The 23,066-nt window shown below is 46.1% G+C and carries 13 protein-coding genes; 6 read left to right on the top strand and 7 right to left on the bottom strand.

Translation table 11 applies throughout. From position 1 onward, the window contains the following. The first annotated feature begins 162 nt into the window (after window positions 1–162). From malQ to CXF86_RS02455, 6 genes are all read left to right on the top strand, one after another. On the top strand, window positions 163–2,481 hold the full coding sequence (gene malQ / locus CXF86_RS02480) for a 4-alpha-glucanotransferase (protein ID WP_102038271.1): 2,319 nt from the start codon (window positions 163–165) through the stop codon (window positions 2,479–2,481). Then, complete coding sequence (glgB, locus tag CXF86_RS02475) at window positions 2,474–4,744, top strand: 1,4-alpha-glucan branching protein GlgB (RefSeq protein WP_102038270.1); 2,271 nt, start codon at window positions 2,474–2,476, stop codon at window positions 4,742–4,744. Before malQ ends, glgB begins: the two co-directional genes overlap by 8 nt. A gap of 3 nt (window positions 4,745–4,747) precedes the next feature. Further along, a complete protein-coding gene (glgX, locus tag CXF86_RS02470; RefSeq protein ID WP_102038269.1) occupies window positions 4,748–6,985 on the top strand; it encodes a glycogen debranching protein GlgX in 2,238 nt (745 codons plus the stop codon). Continuing rightward, entirely contained in the window at window positions 6,982–9,513 is a 2,532-nt protein-coding gene (locus tag CXF86_RS02465) for a glycogen/starch/alpha-glucan phosphorylase (protein WP_102038268.1), read from the top strand. The genes glgX and CXF86_RS02465 overlap by 4 nt, the downstream gene beginning before the upstream one ends. Window positions 9,514–9,568: 55 nt before the next feature. Beyond that, complete coding sequence (gene glgC / locus CXF86_RS02460; protein WP_101090581.1) at window positions 9,569–10,834, top strand: glucose-1-phosphate adenylyltransferase; 1,266 nt, start codon at window positions 9,569–9,571, stop codon at window positions 10,832–10,834. A gap of 99 nt (window positions 10,835–10,933) precedes the next feature. After that, a complete protein-coding gene (locus CXF86_RS02455) occupies window positions 10,934–12,607 on the top strand; it encodes a glycogen synthase (protein WP_374702315.1) in 1,674 nt (557 codons plus the stop codon). Between the two features lie 142 nt (window positions 12,608–12,749). On the opposite strand, the gene CXF86_RS02450 is transcribed toward CXF86_RS02455, so the two are convergent. The 7 genes from CXF86_RS02450 to ettA form a co-directional block, all read right to left on the bottom strand. Beyond that, a complete protein-coding gene (locus tag CXF86_RS02450; RefSeq protein WP_101090582.1) occupies window positions 12,750–13,223 on the bottom strand; it encodes a LabA-like NYN domain-containing protein in 474 nt (157 codons plus the stop codon). Window positions 13,224–13,410: 187 nt separating this feature from the next. Further along, window positions 13,411–13,590: a hypothetical protein gene (locus CXF86_RS02445; RefSeq protein ID WP_102038267.1), complete on the bottom strand. Its 180-nt coding sequence runs from the start codon at window positions 13,588–13,590 to the stop codon at window positions 13,411–13,413. 293 nt (window positions 13,591–13,883) lie between these two features. Then, the gene (locus CXF86_RS02440) at window positions 13,884–16,988 is read right to left on the bottom strand and encodes a multidrug efflux RND transporter permease subunit (protein ID WP_102038266.1); all 3,105 of its coding nucleotides are present in this window, start codon (window positions 16,986–16,988) and stop codon (window positions 13,884–13,886) included. After that, entirely contained in the window at window positions 16,989–18,095 is a 1,107-nt protein-coding gene (locus CXF86_RS02435) for an efflux RND transporter periplasmic adaptor subunit (RefSeq protein WP_102038265.1), read from the bottom strand. It lies immediately after the preceding gene. A gap of 340 nt (window positions 18,096–18,435) precedes the next feature. Further along, the gene (locus CXF86_RS02430; RefSeq protein WP_102038264.1) at window positions 18,436–19,521 is read right to left on the bottom strand and encodes a shewanella-like protein phosphatase; all 1,086 of its coding nucleotides are present in this window, start codon (window positions 19,519–19,521) and stop codon (window positions 18,436–18,438) included. Between the two features lie 30 nt (window positions 19,522–19,551). Beyond that, the gene (locus CXF86_RS02425) at window positions 19,552–20,667 is read right to left on the bottom strand and encodes an acyltransferase family protein (RefSeq protein WP_232775138.1); all 1,116 of its coding nucleotides are present in this window, start codon (window positions 20,665–20,667) and stop codon (window positions 19,552–19,554) included. 390 nt (window positions 20,668–21,057) lie between these two features. Next, the gene (gene ettA, locus CXF86_RS02420) at window positions 21,058–22,725 is read right to left on the bottom strand and encodes an energy-dependent translational throttle protein EttA (RefSeq protein ID WP_102038263.1); all 1,668 of its coding nucleotides are present in this window, start codon (window positions 22,723–22,725) and stop codon (window positions 21,058–21,060) included. Window positions 22,726–23,066: the final 341 nt, after the last annotated feature.

Here is a 23,066-nt window from a genome sequence, read left to right as displayed (position 1 = left end):
TAACTGAGGAGGCAACGAGCTCTTGCTGGTTTAAGTTATTGATTTTCATTAGCAGAGAATTGTCACCTCATTGAAATAAAACTGTCTTTAAGCTGTTACTTGTTGTTGGCATGGTTACTGCTCCATCTAGAGAGTGGGTCACTAAATTCAAGGAAGACAAGTATGGGGCTAGAGAAGTTACTGTATTTGCAAGGTGTCGGTGCCGAGTTTGTCAGTTGTAGTGGCGAGAATATCTATACTCCAGAACAAGATCGCATCGGGATTTTACGCTGCATGTTGGATGCTGGTATTACTGACAACCAACAACGCCTTAGCGATGATATGGTTGCGAGCAAAACCTTCGAGCTCGATGCACTGCCATGGACCCAACTATTGCCGAGTTTTCAGCACTGCAGTATCAATGCGCCTTTGCTCAGCCTTTATTTGCCAGAAAATACCAATGACTTGCTGAATATTCGTCTACAACTTGAAAGTGGTGACGTTTATCAATTCTCCCTTTATGCCGCTAAGCTGCACTGTCACATTGGCGGTTTGGTCAATGTAGTGGGTAATTATCAAATGGGTGCAGTGGCATACCTGCATTACCAATTGTCGATGACTCAAGCGCTGTTGCTGTCTGCTCTTGTGCGCACTGAGCCAATGTCCGGCGCAGAACTTCCTTATATTGGACTCGGTTATCATCGAGTAAGTATTGAGTTGGAAAACTCCACCATTAAAGGCGAGGCCGTTTCTGGTACTTGGTTAGTTGCGCCCGCAACGACCTATCAAGGCAGTCCTAGTCGCACAACGTTAAACGATAGATTGTGGGGCCTTAGCATTCAGTTGTTTAGCCTACGCAGTGATACCCAGTGGGGTATTGGTGATTTTGCTGATCTGTTATCTCTCATTGCCGTCGTCGCCAAAGAGGGCGCGAGTTTCATCCTACTTAACCCTTTGCATGCGCTTGATATTGCAAGCCCGCAAACTTGTAGTCCCTACAGTCCATCTGATCGACGCCGGTTAAACCCGCTCTACATTAATATTGAGATGGTGCCTGAATTTGAGTTGTTATTGCGACAAAAGGCTAAAGGGACAATTGACTCGGGTGATGTTGAATTTGAATCCGAGTTATTGGCAACTAAGGCGCTGGTTAACGCGACAGATTGGCTCGATTATCGTTTGGTCAGTAGCCACAAATACCGTATTTTTACTCAGTTATATCGGTTGTTTGTATCAGGTCATGTTGAGCCTATGAGTGCGCGGGCACGACGCTTTAACGCTTTTATCGCCGAAAAAGGCGAGGCGTTAATGCAGTTCTGTGATCAGCAGGTGGCTGACACACAAAGTTTAAGCGAGTTTGAAGGCCTAGATAACCGCTTTTTTGCCTATCTACAGTTTGTTGCTGAGCAGCAATTATCCCAATGCCAAGGACACGCTAAACAGCTTGGAATGTCGATTGGCTTAGTACGCGATCTCGCTGTTGGCGCCGCGGCAAACAGTGTTGAAGTCCAAGCGGGTAATAATCCCTTTTGCCAACAAGCCAGTATCGGCGCGCCGCCAGATCCATTTGCACCCCAAGGTCAAAACTGGGGGCTGACTCCGCTCGATCCTATTGCTCTTAAACACAGTGGCTATCAACATTTTATCTATCTGCTGCGCGCCAATATGCAGGCTTGTGGTGCGCTGCGGATCGATCATGTGATGTCGCTGTTGCGCCTATGGTGGTGGCCCGCATCTGCGGCACAGGGTAATGGCGCCTACGTTTATTATCCACTGGATGCGTTACTGGCCATTTTGTGCATTGAAAGTCAGCGAGCACGCTGCCGCGTCATTGGTGAAGATTTAGGGCTTATTCCGCCTGAGATAGTCAGCAAACTCTTTGATGCGGGTGTGCTGTCAAATGATCTGTTCTATTTCAGTAAGCAAGATGATGCTTTTACCTTGCCCGAAAACTATAAACCGCAAAGCTTGATGATGCTGGCTAATCACGATGTGCCGCCGTTATTGGCTTGGTGGCAAGCCGATGATCTTCATCTTAGACACAAGATTGGCCTTATCGACACTGACACTGACACTGATAAAGACAGTCATCTTCAACATGCGCTGTCACATCGTCAGCATGAAAAGCAGCAATTACTCACGCTGCTGTGTAATGCAGGCGCATTGAGCCATAGCGATATCAACGCCACCGACTATTCAACATTATTGCCGGCTTGGATCTCCGTTTGCGCTGCGGGTACTGCCGCATTGTTTAGTGTGCAGTTGAGCGATCTAGTGCAAGACAATCAACCGGTAAATATCCCTGGTACTTGGCTTGAATACCCCAATTGGCAGCGACGTATGCCAGTTACGCTTGAAGTCTTAGCCGCTGCGACGAGTGTTAAGGCGCTGTTTAAACACCTTAGGCTGGCGCGAGCATCCGCGAGTGTAACCGATGCTCAAACTCCACCTTGCCCGACAACATTGTCACCACAATCTAATGGATTAAACCGCTATGACTAACAACGCTCCCGAATTTCAACATGGTTCCGCTGTCGCCTTGCTAAACGGTGAGTTTGTCGATGTGTTTTCGCTATTAGGGATGCATGCAAGTGACAACAGTAAATCACTTACGGTGCGTTGTTTTTTACGTGGCGCGGTGAGTGTTGAGGTGATTTGCATTAAAACGTCTCGCAAAGTGGCCAGTTTAACTAAAGAGAATGATGAAGGCCTGTTTAGCGGCAAAATGGGCCGCAGAGTTAAGCCATTTCTCTACAAATTGCGAGTTCAATATCCTTTATCTGAGGTCGATATTGTCGACCCTTATCAATTTGACAGTTTACTCGCTGCTGATGACCTCTATCTTTTTGGCGCAGGAGCTCAGCAACAAGCTTATCGATTTATAGGGGCTAATTGGCGTGAATGCCAAGGCGTTGCTGGTGTGCTGTTTTGTGTTTGGGCACCTAACGCTAAACGGGTTTCTTTAATCGGTGATTTCAACCATTGGGACGGCGCTGTTAATGTGATGCGCCAGCATCTTGCTAACGGTGTTTGGGAGATTTTTGTGCCCAATGTGGCGGCTGGTGCTTACTACAAATTTGAGATCATCGATGCCAATGGCGCTTGCATCGAAAGAGCCGACCCATATGCCAAAGCGATGCAACCCGCCCCGGGTAATGCCTCGGTGGTGAGCAGTGCAAAGGCTCATGTTTGGCAAGATGAACAATGGCTTGCTGAGCGTAGCCAAAAGGTGTGGCATCAAGCGCCCATGTCCATCTATGAAGTGCACTTAGCCTCTTGGCGCAGGCAAGGTGATGATGGTGCTAAGTATCTTGATTATGCAGCACTAACGCTGCAGCTGATCCCCTACCTACTTGAGATGGGCTTTACGCATCTGCAGTTAATGCCAATCAGCGAGTATCCGTTCGACGGTTCTTGGGGCTATCAGCCCGTGGGGCTGTATGCGCCGACTTACCGTTTCGGAGATATGAATGGCTTAAAAGGCTTTATTGATGCTTGTCATCAAGCAGATATTGCGGTGCTGCTTGACTGGGTTCCGGCGCACTTTCCAAAAGATCCCCATGGATTATGTCAGTTTGATGGCACGAGCTTGTATGAGCATGCCGACCCGCGCCAAGGTGAACATCCTGATTGGGATACATTGATCTACAACTATGAACGCGGTGAGGTACAAAGTTATCTGTTGAGTAACGCTTGCTACTGGCTGGAAGAGTTTCACTTTGATGGGCTAAGGCTCGATGCCGTGTCTTCAATGCTGTATTTAGATTACAGCCGAGAAGCGGGGCAGTGGTTACCCAATGCTAATGGCGGGCGAGAAAATCTAGCGGCTATTAGCTTTCTACAAAATTTGAATCAACGCGTTTATAGCAGCTTTCCAGGGGTTTGCATGATAGCCGAGGAGTCGACAGCTTGGCCTGGGGTAAGCCATATTATCGACCAGCCGTTAGCAGAGTCGCCGTCGATAGATAGCAACGCGCAACATAATTTGGGCTTTGGCTTTAAGTGGAATATGGGCTGGATGAATGACAGCTTGGGTTATTTACAACGCGACCCTATCCATCGACAGCACCACCATCACGAGTTTAGCTTTAGCCTTGTGTACCAATATACCGAGCAGTTTATCTTAGCGTTAAGCCATGATGAAGTCGTCCATGGTAAAGGCTCATTACTGCATAAAATACCGGGAGATGATTGGCAGAAATTTGCCACGTTAAAGGCTTATTACGGTTTTATGTGGGGTCACCCGGGCAAGAAGTTGTTGTTTATGGGGGATGAGTTTGCTCAACGAGATGAGTGGAACCACGATGTGAGTTTGGATTGGCACTTACTGCAGTACGCGCCTCATTCGGGAATGCAATCTTGGGTCAAAGATTTAAATCAGCTCTATAAAGCATCCTCTGCACTGTGGTTAAAAGATTGCGACCCCAGCGGTTTTAGCTGGTTAGATTGTGATAATGCTGAGTCGAGTATTTTCAGTTTTATCCGCTATGGGGCTGATGACACTGATCAAAGTGAGGGGAGTCATAATAGCCCACTGGTATTTATCGTTAATATGACGCCAGAGGTGCATTACGGATTTAGAATTGGGCTTGCTGACAATAGCGATGTTGTTGAGAGGCTTAACAGTGATAGCGCATTTTATGGTGGCAGTGACGTTGGTAATCAAGGTGTTATTAGCGCAGACGCTAGCCCTTACCAAGGGATGCCTTATAGCGCACTGGTGACGGTTCCGCCGCTGTCGTGCTTAGTCATAGGGAAGGCGTAAGTGATGCAAACCACAGTAGGGCGGCCTTACCCACTGGGTGCCACGGTAGATGAGCATGGCGTTAACTTTGCCCTGTTCTCGGCCCACGCCACAGCGGTAACCCTGTGTGTGTTTGATAGCGCAGGCGAGAATGAACTTGCACGTTATCCGTTGACGCAAAAAAGCCAGCAAGTGTGGCACCTGCATATTGAATGTTCGGACAAGGCGTTGGTTTATGGTTATCGAGTCGATGGTCCTTATGAACCTCATTCTGGTCATCGCTTTAATGCCAATAAATTACTGCTCGACCCATACGCCAAACAATGGCTGGGTCAATTTATTGAACATCAAAGTCACTATGGCTATTGCGCTGATCATGCCTTAGAAGATCTCTCTTTTGACGAGTGTGATAACGCGGCTTATATGCCTAAATGCAAAGTGGTTGATACCTCCTTGCTATCTGCTATCTCTCCTTTACGCGCGTCAGCAACGCCTATTACTAATGATCTCAACGGCCACATTATTTACGAGCTACATGTTAAGGGCTTTACCCAGCTTTGCGGTGAGATAGAGGAGTCAATTCGAGGCACATATTTGGGGTTGGCGGAGCCTAATGTGCTGCGTTACTTAACGGAATTAGGGGTTACCTGTGTTGAGCTATTGCCGGTACACAGTTTTATAAGTGAAGCATTTCTACAAGATAAACAACTGACTAACTATTGGGGCTATAACAGCTTAAGTTTTTTTGTGCCTCAGCATCAATATCAAAGTGACTCTCCCACAGCCCCAACACCTATTGAACAGTTCAGAAACATGGTGAGTGCACTGCATAGCGCTGGTATCGAAGTGATTTTAGATGTGGTTTATAACCACACCGCCGAGGGCAACCGTCTTGGACCTACCTTGTGTTTTAAAGGTATCGATAATCTGAGTTATTACGGGCTCCTCCCGAGTGATAAACGGTTTTATATCAACGATACCGGCTGTGGTAATACGCTCAACATTAGTCACCCCAAAGTCTTGCAGTTGGTGATGGACTCGCTGCGTTACTGGGTCGAGATTATGGGTGTTGATGGGTTTAGGTTTGATTTAGCCAGTTGCCTAGGTCGAGAAAGCCATGGTTTTGATAAAGGCGCCGGATTTTTCGATGCGATAGCGCAAGATCCTGTACTGAATAAAGTCAAACTGATCGCCGAGCCTTGGGACATTGGGCCTGGAGGCTATCAGTTAGGGGGGTATCCGCAGGGCTGGAGTGAATGGAACGATCGTTATCGCGATACCGTGCGCCGCTTTTGGCGCGGTGACTTTGGCATGCTACCTGAATTGGCTCGCAGGCTACACGGTTCGAGCGACTTGTTTGAACATGCTGATAGAGGGGCAAGTTCGAGTATCAACTTTATCACCAGTCATGACGGTTTTAGTCTGCACGATCTGGTGAGTTACTGCCAAAGGCATAATGATCCTAATGGTGAACAAAGCCGCGACGGACATCAAGAAAATCACAGCCATAATTATGGTGAAGAGGGAGAAAGTAACAGCGCTGATGTTAACGCACAGCGCCAGCGCCAGGTGAGAAACATGCTCACCACATTAGTCTTGTCGCAGGGCGTGCCGATGCTGCTAGCGGGAGATGAAATAGGCCACAGTTTAAACGGTAACAACAATGCTTATTGCCAAGATAACTCGACCAATTGGCGTGACTGGTCAAATACTGCCGAGCAGCGCAGTTTACTGCATTTTGTAAAACGTCTGATTGCGATTAGAAAGCGTTTCTGTGGTTTATACCCTCAGCATTTTATTCACCAAAACGTATCGACAGACGGCGGTGGGCTAGGTTGGTTCTGTCGGCAAGGCGAACCGATGAATAAGCTGCAGTGGGGCGATGCTCACACGCGCAGCTTAAGCTTGGTACTTTGCGGTGAGGTTGCCGCTGAACATTCAATAGCGCCAGAGCAGCAGGCGTTACTGTTAATGCTTAATGCTGATGATCAAAGCTTGGTATTTAATGCCCCGAGTATTGAAGGTTACAGCGAGTGGCACTGCTTATTACACACCCAAACCGATGATGACATCACGTCGAGTACCGTCGCCATGGAGGGGACTGCTCCCTTTGTGCACCAGGTCTTTTCTCAGCCAGAGCTGGGCTTAACCAACACTGAATCAAAAATAGACACTTCACCTTCAGCTTTCACTCAGAGCTATCAGCTCAAAGAGCGAAGTGTGATGTTGTTTTATGCCCAACTTAAAGGAGCAACCGCATGACTGCACCTGTAAAGACGACTACCACTAAAGCCAAATCAACAGCAAAACTCACAAAAGCCAACAAGACGAAGGTCACTTTGGTGAATGATAAGCCGACTGAAAATAGCCCATGTGAGCCTTGCGATGCATTTCATCTGGTGATGGCGCGGCATATTAATAATGGTTTAACGCGTGATGAGTATGAAAAACAGGACCTGTTTCAAGCGCTGGCGACCACGGTAAAAGAGCAGATGTTAGCCCCTTGGCGACAAACTCGAATTGATGATGTTGCGCAACAACGTAAGCAGGTGGCTTATTTGTCACTGGAGTTTTTGATGGGGCGCGCGCTGGGCAATGCGTTGCTTAATCTCGATATTGAGCAAACCACTCGTGACGCATTAAAGGATTACGCAGTAACGCTTGAAGAGGTTGAGCAACAAGAGCATGACGCTGGGCTAGGTAATGGTGGTTTAGGGCGCTTAGCGGCCTGCTTTTTGGATAGCTGCGCCAGTATGAACTTGGCGGTGACAGGCTATGGCATTCGTTATGAATATGGCATGTTTGCCCAAAAGCTGGTGGACGGTTTTCAAGTAGAGCGTCCGGATGGCTGGCTTAGAGAGGGGAATCCTTGGGAAGTCAGAGCCGCACAACATAATGTTAAAGTGCCTTTTTTTGGCCGAACCAGCAGTTATATCGACCCCAATGGACGCTGTAATGTCACTTGGGTTGATAGGCAAGATGTGCTTGCTGTGGCTTTCGATATGCCTGTACCGGGTTATCAAAATGGTCGTATTAATACCTTAAGATTGTGGAAAGCGGAAGCGACCGATGATTTCGACCTCACTGAGTTTAACCAAGGCGATTACAGTGAAGCCGTGGCACGCAAAAACATGGCTGAGCAGATCACCATGGTGCTCTATCCAAATGATGCCAGTGAAAACGGCAAGGAGTTAAGGCTACGGCAGCAATATTTCCTGTCGTCTGCCAGCTTACAAGACATTCTTAACACTTGGGTTAGTCTGCATGGCAATGACTTTAGTGACTTTGCCACGTTCAATGTGATGCAACTTAATGATACGCATCCTGCTATTGCCATACCTGAGTTGATGCGTTTACTGGTTGATGAGTACTTCCTTGAATGGGATGACGCATGGCAGGTTACAACGCAGACCATGGCCTATACCAACCATACATTGTTACCTGAGGCGCTGGAGCGCTGGCCAGTAAAAATGATGCAGCATATGTTACCGCGGATCATGGAGATCATTTTTGAGATAAACGCGCGCTACTTAGAGGTTGTCGCTCATCAGTGGCCTGGCGATCCGGTAAAACTGGCTGATATGTCAATTATTGAAGAGGGCGATGAGCCGCATGTACGCATGGCGTATTTAGCCATTGTGGCCAGCTTCTCTATTAACGGTGTTGCAGGTTTACATACTCAGCTGCTGACCTCTGGTTTGTTCAGCAATTTTTATCAGCTTTGGCCTGAAAAGTTCAACAATCGAACCAATGGTGTGACCCCAAGGCGCTGGCTTGCACAGTGTAATCCTAAGTTAAGTGCATTGATCTGTAAGCGCTTAGGGGATGAATGGGTGACTGATTTAAGTCACCTAAATGCGCTTAACGCCTTTACCGATGATGTGGCGTTTATCAAAGAGTGGGCGGATGTTAAGCAAGCCAATAAAGTGGTGTTGCAACAGTTGATCCGCACCGAGTGCAATGTTGAATTTGATCCGGAGATGATGTTCGACGTACAGGTTAAGCGTATTCATGAATATAAACGCCAACTGCTTAATATCTTGCACGTTATCCATCTCTATCAACAGATTAGGCTGGGTAATACTGACAACTTAGTGCCGCGTTGTGTGCTTATTGGGGGCAAAGCCGCGCCAGGTTATGCGATGGCTAAACTGCTGATTAAATTGGCCAACAACGTTGCACACATGGTTAATTCTGATGCGGTTGTTAGCCCATATCTGCGATTTGCCTTTTTGCCTAATTATAACGTCAGTGCAATGGAAAAAATTTGTCCGGCAACGGATCTGTCTGAACAGATCTCAACCGCAGGTAAGGAAGCTTCAGGTACTGGCAATATGAAATTTATGATGAACGGTGCGCTGACCATCGGCACCTTAGATGGCGCCAACGTTGAGATGTTGGAGGAGGTGGGCCATGACAACTTTTTCCTATTTGGGCTTGATGCCAGTGAAGTCACGCAATTGCGACAGGACGATCAATATCAACCACAGTCGTTTATCACCGCTTCTAGCGCCTTATCAGGGGTGATGGAGTTATTAGAAAGTGGTCACTTTAACCTGCAAGAACCCGACATTTTTGCCTCTATTATCAATAGTATTAAAAACCCTGATGATCCCTGGATGACTGCGGCTGATTTTGAATCTTACCGTCTAGCGCAAGTCGAGGCGGCTAATAGCTATAAAGATCAATTGAGTTGGACACAAATGAGTATTAGAAATACCGCGGCCAGTGGTCGCTTCTCAAGTGATATGACTATCGCTGGATACCGCGATGAAATTTGGAGAGCGTGATGAGCATTCAATTAATAAAGAATATCAATAATGTACGTTCAAGGAGTGAACCAGTATGAGCAATGATCCACGCTACATTAGTAATTTAACGCGCGATACCTATGCCATTATTCTTGCGGGTGGCAGGGGCTCTAGGCTACATGAACTCACCGAATGGCGTGCTAAGCCGTCACTGTATTTTGGAGGTAAGTTTAGGATCATTGATTTTCCATTATCGAACTGCGTTAACTCCGGGATCCGCCGTATTGGGGTGGTGACGCAATATAAGTCACACTCGCTTATCCGTCATGTTATGCGGGGCTGGGGTCATTTTAAGAAAGAGTTGGGCGAATCGGTTGAGATTTTACCGGCCTCACAGCGCTACTCTGAAAACTGGTATCAAGGCACTGCCGATGCTGTGTTTCAAAACATTGATATTATTCGCCACGAACTACCGAAATACGTGATGATTTTGTCGGGAGACCATGTTTACCGCATGGACTACGCGGGACTTTTAGCCACGCATGCTGAGTCGGGGGCAGATATGACCGTCTCTTGCCTAGAAGTGCCCACGCCTGAAGCGGCTGGTGCATTCGGTGTTGTTGAGGTCGATGAGTCTGGACGGATCTTAGGATTTGAAGAGAAGCCTGAATTACCAAAACACCTACCTGAAGACCCTGAAAAGTGTTTAGCGTCCATGGGCAACTATGTATTTAACACCGAATTTTTATTCGAGCAGCTTAAACGTGATGCGCAAAATGAGAACTCTGAGCGCGACTTTGGTAAAGATATTATTCCGTCGATTATTGAAGATCACAAGGTCTTTGCCCATCGATTTAGAAGCGCATTTCCAAATGAAGAGGCTTATTGGCGCGATGTCGGTACGCTCGATTCATTCTGGTTGTCGAATATGGAGCTATTGTCGCCCACGCCAGCGTTAAACTTATACGATGCTAAATGGCCTATTTGGACCTATCAAGAGCAGCTACCGCCAGCAAAATTTGTCTTTGATGATGACGACAGACGTGGCATGGCACTCGACTCGATTATTTCGGGTGGCTGCATTATCTCTGGCGCAACGGTGCGGCGCAGCGTGCTGTTTAATGAGGTGAGGGTTTGCTCATACTCATTGGTTGAAGACTCCGTGATCCTGCCTGACGTGGTGGTGCTTCGAAACTGCAAGATTAAAAATGCCATTATCGATCGCGGCTGCATCATTCCAGAAGGCAGTGTGATTGGTTATAACCTTGACCATGATCGCGCCAAAGGTTTTAGAGTTTCCGAGAAAGGTGTGGTGCTGGTCACGCGAGACATGTTGGGTCTGCCAGTGGGGTACGAGTAAACGATGGCAAATGAACAACCAGCAGTTAATGTTGCAAGCCATATCACTGGCAACAAAACACATCATCAATCTGAGCATAAGATCATGCCCAGAATATTGATGTTAGCGGCTGAAAACGCTGCTATCGAAGGCGGTAAAGTGGGCGGCATGGCGGACGTTATCAGGGATCTGCCACTCGTGTTAGCAAAGCTCAACGTTGCCGTTGATGTGGCTATGCCCAGTTATGGTTTTTTGGACCGTGCTGCTAATGCGCAGTGGCTTGCAGAGATCAAGGTTAATTTCTCTGGACGAGAAGAGCAGGTTACTGTCTATAAAGCGGTTCATCCGAGTCTGGATAATCGCTATTTCTATCTGTTCTCACATCCATTGTTTAACACTAATGGCGAGATCTATTCCCAAGGCGATGCAGCGCGTCCTTTTGCAGATGATGCGACTAAGTTCGCCCTGTTTAGTTTATCTGTCGCCAAGGCATTGAGTGATGATTTGTTAGCCATTGCAGCGGATGAGCCAAGTCAGGTGATATCGCCAGCGCCCGATGTGATTCATCTGCATGATTGGCACTGTGGTATTTTTGCACTGTTGCGGGCATTTGATAGCCATTTTCATTCACTTAAAACGCTACCTTGTGTGTTTACAATTCACAATTTGGCACTGCAAGGTATTCGACCACTTAGCAATGATAGCTCTTCACTTTCGACTTGGTTGCCGACGCTAACGGATAGGCTAAGCGAGCAACAGTTTGCAGCGATTACCGACCCAAGGTATCCCAATTGTGTTAACCCACTACGAGCCGCGATTGTCTTGAGCGATAAGGTGCATTTGGTGTCACCCAGTTATGCCGCAGAGGTGTTACAGCCTTCAGCACATAGCCGAGGTTTTTTTGGGGGGGAAGGGCTGGAAGCTGACTTGCAAGCAAAGCTTGACCAGCAAAGCCTTATTGGTATTTTGAATGGTTGCATGTACCCCGCACTGCCGTTAAGTAAAGTCACAGACATGGGGGGCAACCTGTCTGCTCCGCGTGTATTCCCGCTTAACGATTGGCAAGCATTGTTAGCTCAAGCTGAATCAGCATTGCTGCGTTGGCAAATGGGGAGAGAGCATGTCAGCAGTCAGGATTTTATTGCGCTGTCTCGGTTGCATCAATGGCAGCAAGATTCAGCATTAACCAGTGAAGCTGATTTTCTAATGACCTCTGTTGGTCGACTCACCGACCAAAAAGTGATGATTTTACGCTATCGTTTTGCTGATGAGGTGGTTGAAGCGTGCTGGCGTGGCAAAACGGTGCTGCAAGTTTTACTTGAGCGCATGGCGTTGCTAGCGCCTGACGGCAAGTTTGTATTGCTGGGCAGCGGCGATCCTCAAATCGCACGTGAGTTTGCAGATGTTGCTGCTCGCAATGCTAATTTTATCTTTCTTGATGGTTATGATGAAGGGGTGTCTACGGCGCTTTACCAACACGGTTCACTGTTTCTGATGCCGAGCTCCTTTGAGCCTTGTGGCATTAGTCAAATGTTAGCCATGCGAGAAGGGCAGCTTTGTTTAGTCAATCACGTGGGTGGACTTAAAGATACGGTGCATCATTTAGAAACGGGATTTGTATTTGAAGGAAGCAATGTGTTTGAACAAGGCGCTGCGCTTGTCTCTACTTTTGAAGGTGCTATGGCGCTATATCAGAGTGACAAATGGCATTCGATGGAGCGATTAGCGAAACAGCAACGTTTTGATTGGCAAAGCCAAGCGCCTAAATATGTAGAACAGCTTTATCGAGTTTAAGAGGGGTTGCTCGGAATAGCCTTTAATGAAACCGTTAAAGGCTTTTTGCAGGTTTAGGTTTGCAGTAACGATGAAGCAGCATTGCGAGCGATATTCAACATCGGCTGTTCGCTACACTTTAGTCAGCTAACAAGGTCGCAATTTAGAGTAACAAGCTATCATCAATTTCGTGGTATTGACCTGTAGAGTCGATCAAGGATTTTGCCGTTAAACCTGGGACGCCATACACTTGGGTTTCAACGCCATATTTTTGGTAGATTTTTAGCATCAACAGGTCGAAGTCGCCATCTCCTGACAGTAGAATCACACAATCAACGTCACTTGCGGCTTCCATAATGTCGATGGTGATCCCCACATCCCAGTCACCCTTAGCCGAACCGTCACTGCGTTGTATAAAAGGCTTGAGCTTGACCTCAAAACCTATGTGTTTCAGCGCATCTTGGAATTTTAACTGACCGTCATCGCCACGATGAATAGCGTAAGCTGTGGCATTGGTTATCTCGCCTTCATAGCCAAGGTGTTGCCAAAGTTTACGGTAATTGAATTGACGACCGTAGGCTTGTCGGCAGGTGTAGTAGATATTTTGTACATCAACAAACAGAGCAATTTTTTTCACGGGATGACCATTTTTAGAAAGTAGCGATCAAGACAATACATTAGGCTGGTAAAGGAGTGAAGCGTCGCGAGAGATTAAAAGCAGATAGTTAACGTTAGTGACAGCTGAGCATAAGCAGAGCTTATTCCCATCGCACCCAATATAGGGTTATTCGGTGGCAATACAAAGTGCAGTAAGTAAGTTGATATTAGACCCAAATGTCGATATTGGTGTATCTATGACTGCTATTTTTGCGTCTACGCTCATAGGCTTCGACTTGAGTATTGTCAGTCGTTTGCTCGCTGGATACAGCACGTCGGTCAGCAAAATACTTGCCATTAATATTAATAGTTTCAATTACTCGAGGGGGCATTTTAGACTTAATCATAAGCTTAACCGTCTTATCTGAGGTTAAAGACCACTTACTTTCAACCAGTTGAATATACTTTTAATTGTAGTAGGGTTTTACAAAACTGTGTATTAGAGGGGCTAAATTGTCCAACATTTGGTTTAGCTTTATGGGTAAGTTAATTTGTTCTATGGAGCGAAGGCATTTATTACAGCGTCTTCTAACATTACTCCATTTGTCCTAGCTTGAGATAGGCAGATTCAGCACCAGGTGACTGACACAATAAAAGGGCTTGCGCTAGCAAGCCCTTTTAAGCGATGTAACTTTGATATTTATTGTAGTTTTAGCTCCTGCTCAGCAATGGCTTTATCGAGCTGAGCCTCTACATACCCTGGTGACTTAGTCGCCCCCGAGATCAATCGATACATGGCGGGGATCACCAGTAGTGTGACTAATGTGGCGAATGCCATGCCGAAGAACACGACTGTACCTACGGCAATACGACTTTCTGAGCCTGCACCCGTTGACATAATCAAAGGTATCGCACCAATCAGTGTGGTAAAAGCGGTCATTAGAATAGGGCGCAAACGCCTTGCCGATGCGTCAATAATTGCTTGCTCTATCTCCAAGCCTTTATCTCTAAGCTGGTTGGCAAATTCAACAATCAAAATGCCGTTTTTGGTCACCATACCGATAAGCATGATCATGCCAATTTGGCTATAAATGTTCAGCCCTTGACCCGTCAAATATAACCCTAAGAAGCCACCGAATATGCCCATAGGCACGGTAAACATCACCACTAACGGGTTGATAAAGCTTTCGAATTGCGCTGCAAGCACTAAATAGGCGACCAGTAGTGCTAAACCAAATACGATAAATATGCTGCTCTGGTTCTCTTTGAAGTCTTTTGACTCACCGGTATAAGCCACTGAAATATCGCTCGGCAGCATCTCAATCGCTTTTTGATCTAAAAAGTCTAACGCTTCACCTAAAGTGTAACCTTCGCCTAAGTTGGCTTTAAGGGTTATCGACTTCTGTTTATTATTGTGGCTTAGCTTTTGCGCTGAAGCGACCTCTTCAATATGGGTGATAGTGTCTAACGTAATGAGCTCTCCTTTTGCGGATCGCATATAAATCTGGCTGAGATCGGCAACGCTGTTAAAGCTATTTTCATCACCACGAAGATAGACGTCATACTCTTCACCACGCTCGACAAAGGTGGTTTCACTGCGGCCACCTAACATGACCTCTAGAGTTTCAGACACTTCTGCCACGCTAACGCCCAGTTCAGCTGCGCGTTCACGATCAACCGTGACCACCAGTTCCGGTGTGGTCTCTTTATAGTCAATTTCAGGACTTTCTAGGATTGGACTGTACAGAGCTTCCTCTTCCAGCGCGGACGCCCATTTAAATAATTCTTGGTAATCTGAGCCCCCTAAAACGAATTGTACTGGTTCGCTCGAACCGCCCCTAAAGCCAGGCAACATTGGGCGCACCATTACATCGGGGATCCCTTTTAAGGCTTTGGCAATGACGCCTAGCGCTTGTTGGGCATTGATGTCACGTTCGTTCCAATCTTCTAGCTGAATAATCACAAAGCCAGTTTGATCACCAGCACGACCACCAAAAGCGGGAGCTTGAATGCTAAAGGACTTGACCACACCTTGGCCTAATAGCGGCATGAGTTTCTTTTCGGCTATCTCCATATTGGCGGCCATACGGTTGTAACTGGTACCTTCTGCACCCTTGATAAAGGCGAATATTACTCCTCTATCTTCCTGTGGGGAAAGCTGAGCGGGCACTTGATTCATCAAAAACCAACTGCCTAAAATACAAGCGATAATCACCAGTGGTGCCGCTAATCTTAATGACACCGCTTTGCTAACCATGCGTCGGTAGAACCGTTCTAGGCGCGCGAACATGGACTCTATCCAAATATTGAATCGATTCGGCTTAACATTTGCTTTTAGCAGTTTACTGGCCAGTACTGGCGTTAAAGTTAATGCGACAATCGAGGAAAAAATAACGGATACTGCCAACATCACCGAAAATTCGGTAAATAGCAGGCCAACCATGCCTTCCATAAATGAAATGGGTAGAAACACCATCACCAGTACAGCAGTGGTGGCGACAACCGCAAAACCAACCTCACGCGTGCCTTTGTAAGCAGCAAGGAGAGGGGGCTCCCCTTTTTCAATATGGTGGAAGATATTTTCAACCACCACAATGGCGTCATCGACCACTAAGCCAATGGATAAAATTAGCGCCATCAAGGTCAATAGGTTAATCGAAAAACCCAGAGTGTTAGCGGCAATAAAGGCTGAGATCAAAGACACTGGCACGGTAACGGCAGGAATAAGCGTTGCGCGTGCTTGGCCAATAAAAATGTACAGCACCAATATCACCAGTAAAGCCGTTACCGCTAAGGTATTAAACACTTCATCAATAGAGCGATCGATAAACACGGTGGAGTCATAGTCGACGATTAACTTTGTTCCTTCAGGAAGAAACTGCTGAATGCGGTCGACTTCTTTATGCACATCTTGAGCAACTTCAAGCGGGTTTGCATCGGATTGCGGTACCACGCCTAAACTGATATTGACGACGCCATCACTTTTAAACGTCGAGTTTTCGTTCTCTGCACCAATAAAGACATTAGCGACATCCTTTAAATAAACCGGTGTGCCATCACTCGATCTGCGCAGTACTAGGTAGTCAAAATCTTCAGGTTTTTGATATAGCCTTGCCGTTCTTACGGCCATCACAGTGGTGTCATTTCTGACTTCACCGCCTGGGGTTTCTACGTTTTCTTGATTGAGAACCTTAATAATGTCGCTGGCAGTCACTTGCCTGCCAGCCATGAGTTCTGGTTGGAGTTGAACGTACATGACTTTGTATAAGCCGCCAGAGATGTCGACACTACTCACGCCGCTGATGAGGCTGAATCGGTCTTCAAGTACGCGCTGGGCGTAGTCGGTAAGTTGAGTTCTATCCATTATTGAGGAACTCAAGTTAACGTATACCGAGGGCTCACCGGTGCCGTTATCTTTTGAAACGATAGGATCTTTTGCTTCATCTGGCAGCCGGCGTTGAGCGCGGGCGACAGCATCACGTACATCGCTGACCCCTTCAGTTAGGTTCCATCCTAAAAAGAAGGTCACTGTTATCCGACTCATGCCGTTACGGGTCACCGACTCAATTTGGTCTACGCCGCTAATACCGGTAAGTTCATCTTCTAATGCGGTGGTGATTTGACTCTCCATAATGGTCGCCGAGGCACCATCATAGGTGGTCATCACTGTGACGACTGGACTTTCAACGTCAGGCATTTCACGCACAGAGAGCTTACTAAACGAGACTGCGCCAAATACACACAGCAGTAAGCTTAAAACAATCGCCACCACAGGACGTTTGACGGATACATCTGATAACCACATTTAAATGCTACCTCGAGCTTGTTCTGTAAGCTGTTCAGCTTCTTTGGCGATCACTGAGGGAGTTGTTAAATCTTCGACACGTAAACCATCGCGCATATTGACCAGCCCTTGTACGACGACCTTATCGCCAATGGTTAAGCCATTAGTGATCAATACTTCATTATCGATGCGGGCACCCAAGGTCACTTTAGTGCGCTTAGCGATATTGTCTTCTCCAATGACATAAACAAATCGATTGGTACCGGAATACTCCAATGCTTGCACGGGAATAACCGGCTCAGAGACTGTCGGAAAAACCAGGGTGGCAGACATCATCATGCCAGGCTTTAGGTGATGATTAGGATTGGTGAATTGGACCCTAACGCGCAAATTCAAGGTGTCTTGGTTGACGCGAGAATCGATTGCAATGACTTCACCGGTAAAGTGGGTATCTGGCCAAGCACGGCTAGTAGCGACCACTGTCATTCCGGGACTTAGCAAGGCTAAGTAATGCTCTGGGACTTGAAGATCTAAGCGCATACTCGACAGGTCGTCGAGGGTGATGAGCTCCGTTCCGGCCGTCACCATCTTTCCTTGGCTAAAGTCGACTAAACCTGCAGTTCCCGAGAAGGGAGCGATTAAATAGTGATAATCCAAGTCGGCTTGGGCTGCTGCGAGTCTGGCTGTTGCCATATCAACATTGGCTTTTTGTGCATCAATTTCAGTCTGGGTAATGGCATTGCGGCTAATCAGTTTTGAAAACTCTTTGAGTTTGCGCTTTTCATCCGCGAGGTATGAAGCGGTTTCTGCTAGTGCTGCTTGCGCTTTTGCATCATCAAGTTGAATGAGTAGTTGGCCTTCGCTTATCTCTTGGTCTGAGCTGATATTAATCGCACGTATTTTCCCCGCGATTTGCGGTGCAATAAACACTGACTGTTCAGCATCAAGTTTACCAACGAGTGATAGCGATTGTGCTAAATCATGTTGCTCAACAGTCCCGGTTATCACGGGGACTGTACGAACTGCTCGCTCTTTTGAAACCGGTTTTTTAGCCTCAGATAAACGGCTATACGTCAGCGTACCGGCCAGTATCAGCAAGATAGGAATGAGAAAATATGAGGTTTTCATGAGTGATTACTTAAGACAGCCGAAGTTGGGTGTATTTTAAGAAAAAAACAGCCTCAGTAGGGTAAAGCAATGTAAAGTAGAGAAAATTAGCGTTTAGTTATTTACAGTCTCGGTACAAAAAAACGGCTGAGTTAACATCTAGGTATCATCTCTTGAGTTTGTGTATCACTTGTCGCGCTGTAGGTGGGGTTTATTGAGTAATGAAGCGCAGATAAGCGTGTTGACTGACAGAGTGTGCTAAATGAATAATGGTTAGAGGGTCAACCAAAATGAATTAGGTGGCTGTCACTTATTGACCGCCACCATACTGCTTTGCTTACTATCTAGCTTAGAGGACTTTTTATTGATTACGGCTATTTGCCTGCAGTGTTTCACGTGTTCCGTCATATAACCCGCGTATAAGCTGGTTATTTTCCAGTAATAGCAGTTCACCTGATTTACCGACTTTTATGCTGCTATCAACGGCAATCACCTTGTTGTGAAATAGACCTAAGACCCGTTCTTGGGAGGTGTGTCCGACCACGATATGACTAACATTAAAGTGTTGCAAAATGGCATCCAGTTCAGCTTCGGTAAATGTTTCTGAAAAGTAGCCTCGATACCAAGTTGGCCCGTTTCCAAAAAAAAGGAAATTGAGTAAGTCATCTGCCTTTAGTGATTTTTTCGACGCATCCACATTAGCTCGATACAGGGCATTCGCTTTGGCTAAGGTTAGCTCTCGACTGATCCATTCACTGCTGATCCCACCATGCATATACAGCACATCGTTGATCTTGATAATGGTGTTTTTACTTCTTAACCACTGACCTATTTCAGTATCTGCGCCGTAGAGCTTGTTATAGGGGCGATTAATGAGGGTTGCGGCTATATCATAACGCTGGTGTACATAGCGCAAGTCACCGCCGAGTACCATCTGTTCATGATTGCCCATTAATAGATGTACCATGCCGCCAGCATCTCTAGCTTGTTGGTCGAGCTGATACATAAACCACAGCACTTCATTGACTTGATGGCCGCGGTCAAAAATATCCCCCGTCATCACCATATGCCCCTCGCCGAAGGCCCAATTTCCCTCACTATCAATAATCTTTTGCTTTTTAAGCAGAGTCATCAGCACGTCATACTGGCCGTGTACATCACTTAACGCGACCACCTTTTTAATACCTACGTAAGTGTCAGGCATGAGCTGCTTAATCTCGCTTGAGATCTTAGCCTCGGGTAAATCCCCGCAATGCTCTGGTCGATTCACTTGCAGCTTGTCTATCGAGGTCGTTTTGAGTTTATTGTCACAGATCCAGTAAGCCGTGCTTTGGCCAGATATCGGGGTTATCACGTAAGGGCCATCAAACTCAGTTGCTGCATCGGCGCGTGCTAGTGGGCCCTGCAATGTCAGCCCCAGTAATGCAAGGCAATAAATTTTATTCATTTTATACTTCTTATTATTTTGTACAAATGACTACCAACCAATAAGGTATCGGCTGCGTTTACTTAATAATTTTTTGATTAACACGGCGATCATATACGAGATGGCGACCACTATGAGCGTGACAATTAACGTAGTGAAGATGTTGCCTTTACCTGCGAGGCCGAATAAATCTGGGCTATCGTAGATCATCCACCAAGGCGTAGTAAGCCACGGGTGGATAAAGTAAATGGCAAAACTCACCTCCGCTAACTTTTGCAGTGGCGCGATTGAAATATGTTCAAACTTGTTCAAAATGGCCAAGATCACCAATGTCAGTAACAGTTTTTGCGGTAGCATCAGGTCTGGCACAGTCATTTCAAATGGCGCTTTATTAAGCACGCCAGCACCAAAAAATTGTGCTTGAATCAATGCCAATGCAATGGCTGAAATAAACATAGGGATCCAGTACTTATCAATAAACGGGAACAGCTTATCGCGATGTGCTGAGCCCCACACCCCCAGTAAATACACCGGGAGAAAGTAAACCAAGGATTGAATAGCATTAAGGTTGGAAATTGGCCGATGCACCATCACGGCAATAGCAAGCAGCGCAACAGCCCAATACATGACGTGTTGTTTTTTAATTAAGTACATTACCCACGGTGACAGGGCAAAAAGCATCATACCCATTGGAATATACCAGTAGGCGGTTAATGTACGGCCGGTGATGACATACCAACTGGCAGCCTCTGCAGGCGCTGTTATATCGGCATAAAGAACATGTAATGCAGGCTCGGTTCCAACGGTGAGATGCCAGACAATCCAAGGTAGCGACAGCAGTAAATAGGGCAGAAAAACAAACTTAGTTTTGCTCTTCATGTATTTTTTGTAATCCCAGCGGTTATAAAATACATGGTGAAACAGAAAGCCTGAAATAAACACAAAAAAGACCGTGCCATTCATCATTAAATTAAACCAAGCTTTGTCGGCAAAAGTTTCAATTTGCCACCCGGCAGGGCGGTAGCAGTGCGCCATAACAATAAAGATGATAGCGATGCCACGAAAATGATTAATGCTGTTTAAAAATTTCTTTGGTTTTATATCTTTAGGTGCACTAACAGTTTGAGGAGGCGTATTGTCTTGTGGCTGAGTAATTTTTTCATCCATGGTATTTACACTTATTGTTATTCCACTGATTTACAAACTAGCATCTCATAATTTGAGCTTATTTTGTTGTGAAATTGAAAATAAGCTGTGATGAGTTTTTGTTGTTGTTATTCAGCCTACTCGAACAGTGAGTGAGCTAAAGGCAAATGCGGTATTTGTATCGAGAAACTCTATGCCTTGCTTTTGGGATTAGAAGTTAGAAGATACACCAATGAAAAGTTGATAACTTTTACCTGCTTTCATATTTGAATAGCATCCGATGTCACCAGTATTTTTTGCGGCATTGAGGTGTATGCCTCTGAGATGTGGCAGAAAAATACGGAGTAGGTTTAGATTGTAGAAATAAAAACAGAGACCTAAGTCTCTGTTTAACAGTGGATAATTGAAGTGTTACTTACTCATTCGTTTGTATTTTAAGCGATGAGGCTCAACAACGTCAGTGCCCATTTCTTCTTTTAACCAGGTTGAATACTCGGTGTAGTTACCTTCATAGAAGTTCACTTTACCTTCATCACGATAATCGAGAATATGCGTCGCGATACGGTCAAGGAACCAACGGTCATGCGAAATCACCATGGCGCAACCAGGAAACTCTAGTAGCGCTTCTTCAAGTGCTCGTAGTGTTTCAATATCGAGGTCGTTGGTAGGTTCATCGAGCAGTAGCACGTTGCCACCGGCTTGTAACAGTTTGGCTAAATGCACACGGTTACGTTCACCACCCGATAAGGTGCCAATGATCTTTTGCTGATCGCCACCACGGAAATTAAAGCGGCCAACATAGGCTCTGCTTGATATTTCAGAATTGTTAATTCGCATAATATCTTGGCCGCCAGAGATCTCCTGCCAGACGGTGTTCTTGTCATTCATCGAATCACGGAACTGATCTACTGAAGCAATTTGTACCGACTCACCGACTTCAACGCTGCCGCTGTCTGGCTGTTCTTCGCCAGAGATCATTTTGAACAGTGTTGATTTACCTGCACCGTTGGCACCGATAATACCGACAATCGCCCCTTTAGGGACGGCAAAACTCAAGTCATCAATTAACACCCGGTCGCCGTAGGATTTTGTCAGGCGATTAATTTCAATCACCTTGTCACCTAAGCGTGGTCCTGGTGGAATAAACAGTTCGTTGGTCTCGTTACGCTTTTGATAGTCATTGGTATTAAGCTCTTCAAAGCGAGCCATACGTGCTTTGCCTTTTGATTGACGTCCTTTAGCACCTTGGCGTACCCACTCCAATTCTTTAGCGATGGTCTTTTGACGAGCGCTTTGAGTTGCAGATTCTTGCTGTAAACGAGCATCCTTTTGCTCTAACCATGAAGAGTAGTTACCTTCCCATGGGATCCCTTCACCACGGTCGAGCTCTAAAATCCAACCCGCCGCATTGTCGAGGAAATATCTATCGTGGGTAATTGCCACGACAGTCCCCACATAGTCTTGCAGAAAACGCTCTAACCAAGCGACTGATTCAGCATCTAAGTGGTTGGTGGGTTCATCAAGCAGTAGCATGTCTGGTTTTTCAAGCAGCAGACGGCAAATAGCCACTCGGCGTCTTTCACCACCCGATAGCACTGCAATTTTTTCATCCCAATCAGGCAAGCGCAGTGCATTAGCAGCGCGCTCTAAAACGACATCAAGATTATGAGCATCTTGTGATTGGATGATGGCTTCGAGTTGGCCTTGCTCTTTAGCGAGTGCATCAAAGTCAGCATCTGGCTCTGCATAAAGCGCGTAAACCTCATCGAGTCTTACGAGGGCATTTTTGGCATCGGAAACCGCTTCTTCAACAGCTTCACGAACCGTCTGATTTAGATCAAGTTTTGGTTCTTGCGGTAAGTAACCAATCTTTAGGTCTTGCATTGGTCTTGCTTCGCCCTCAATTTCGGTATCGAGACCGGCCATGATGCGTAGCAGAGTTGATTTACCTGAACCATTGAGCCCTAACACACCAATTTTGGCACCAGGGAAAAAGCTTAAGGAGATATCTTTTAGAATTTGCTTTTTAGGCGGAACAATCTTGCCCACTCTAAGCATGCTGTATACAAACTGAGCCATTTTATTTCTCTTTGACTGGGAATGGCAGCAATTCTACTCGAATCACCGCCTAACTTAAATCTGATCTTTATCTTAGGCGCAGCTTAGTTAAATAAAAGTACTGTTCTACATTTGGGGATTGGCTAATATCTCCAAAAATAACCGTTACTGAGGGGCATACTAGATTGTATTTTATATATTGATACTGGACGGAGGAGTAATGAATAACAGAAAGACATCGCGTATCGGTGTTATTGCCATTATGGGCCATTAAATGATGTCAGGGCTGGAGTGTTTGCAGAACAGAGTTTTCTAGATTTACACCACAAAGTAATGAATCAATAGATTAAAGGCGTTTTTTC

Source organism: Shewanella sp. GutCb (genome assembly GCF_002836135.1).
Lineage (GTDB): Bacteria > Pseudomonadota > Gammaproteobacteria > Enterobacterales > Shewanellaceae > Shewanella.
The sequence above is the reverse complement of the archived record's forward strand: the minus strand, read 5'-3'. Positions and strand labels throughout refer to the sequence as shown.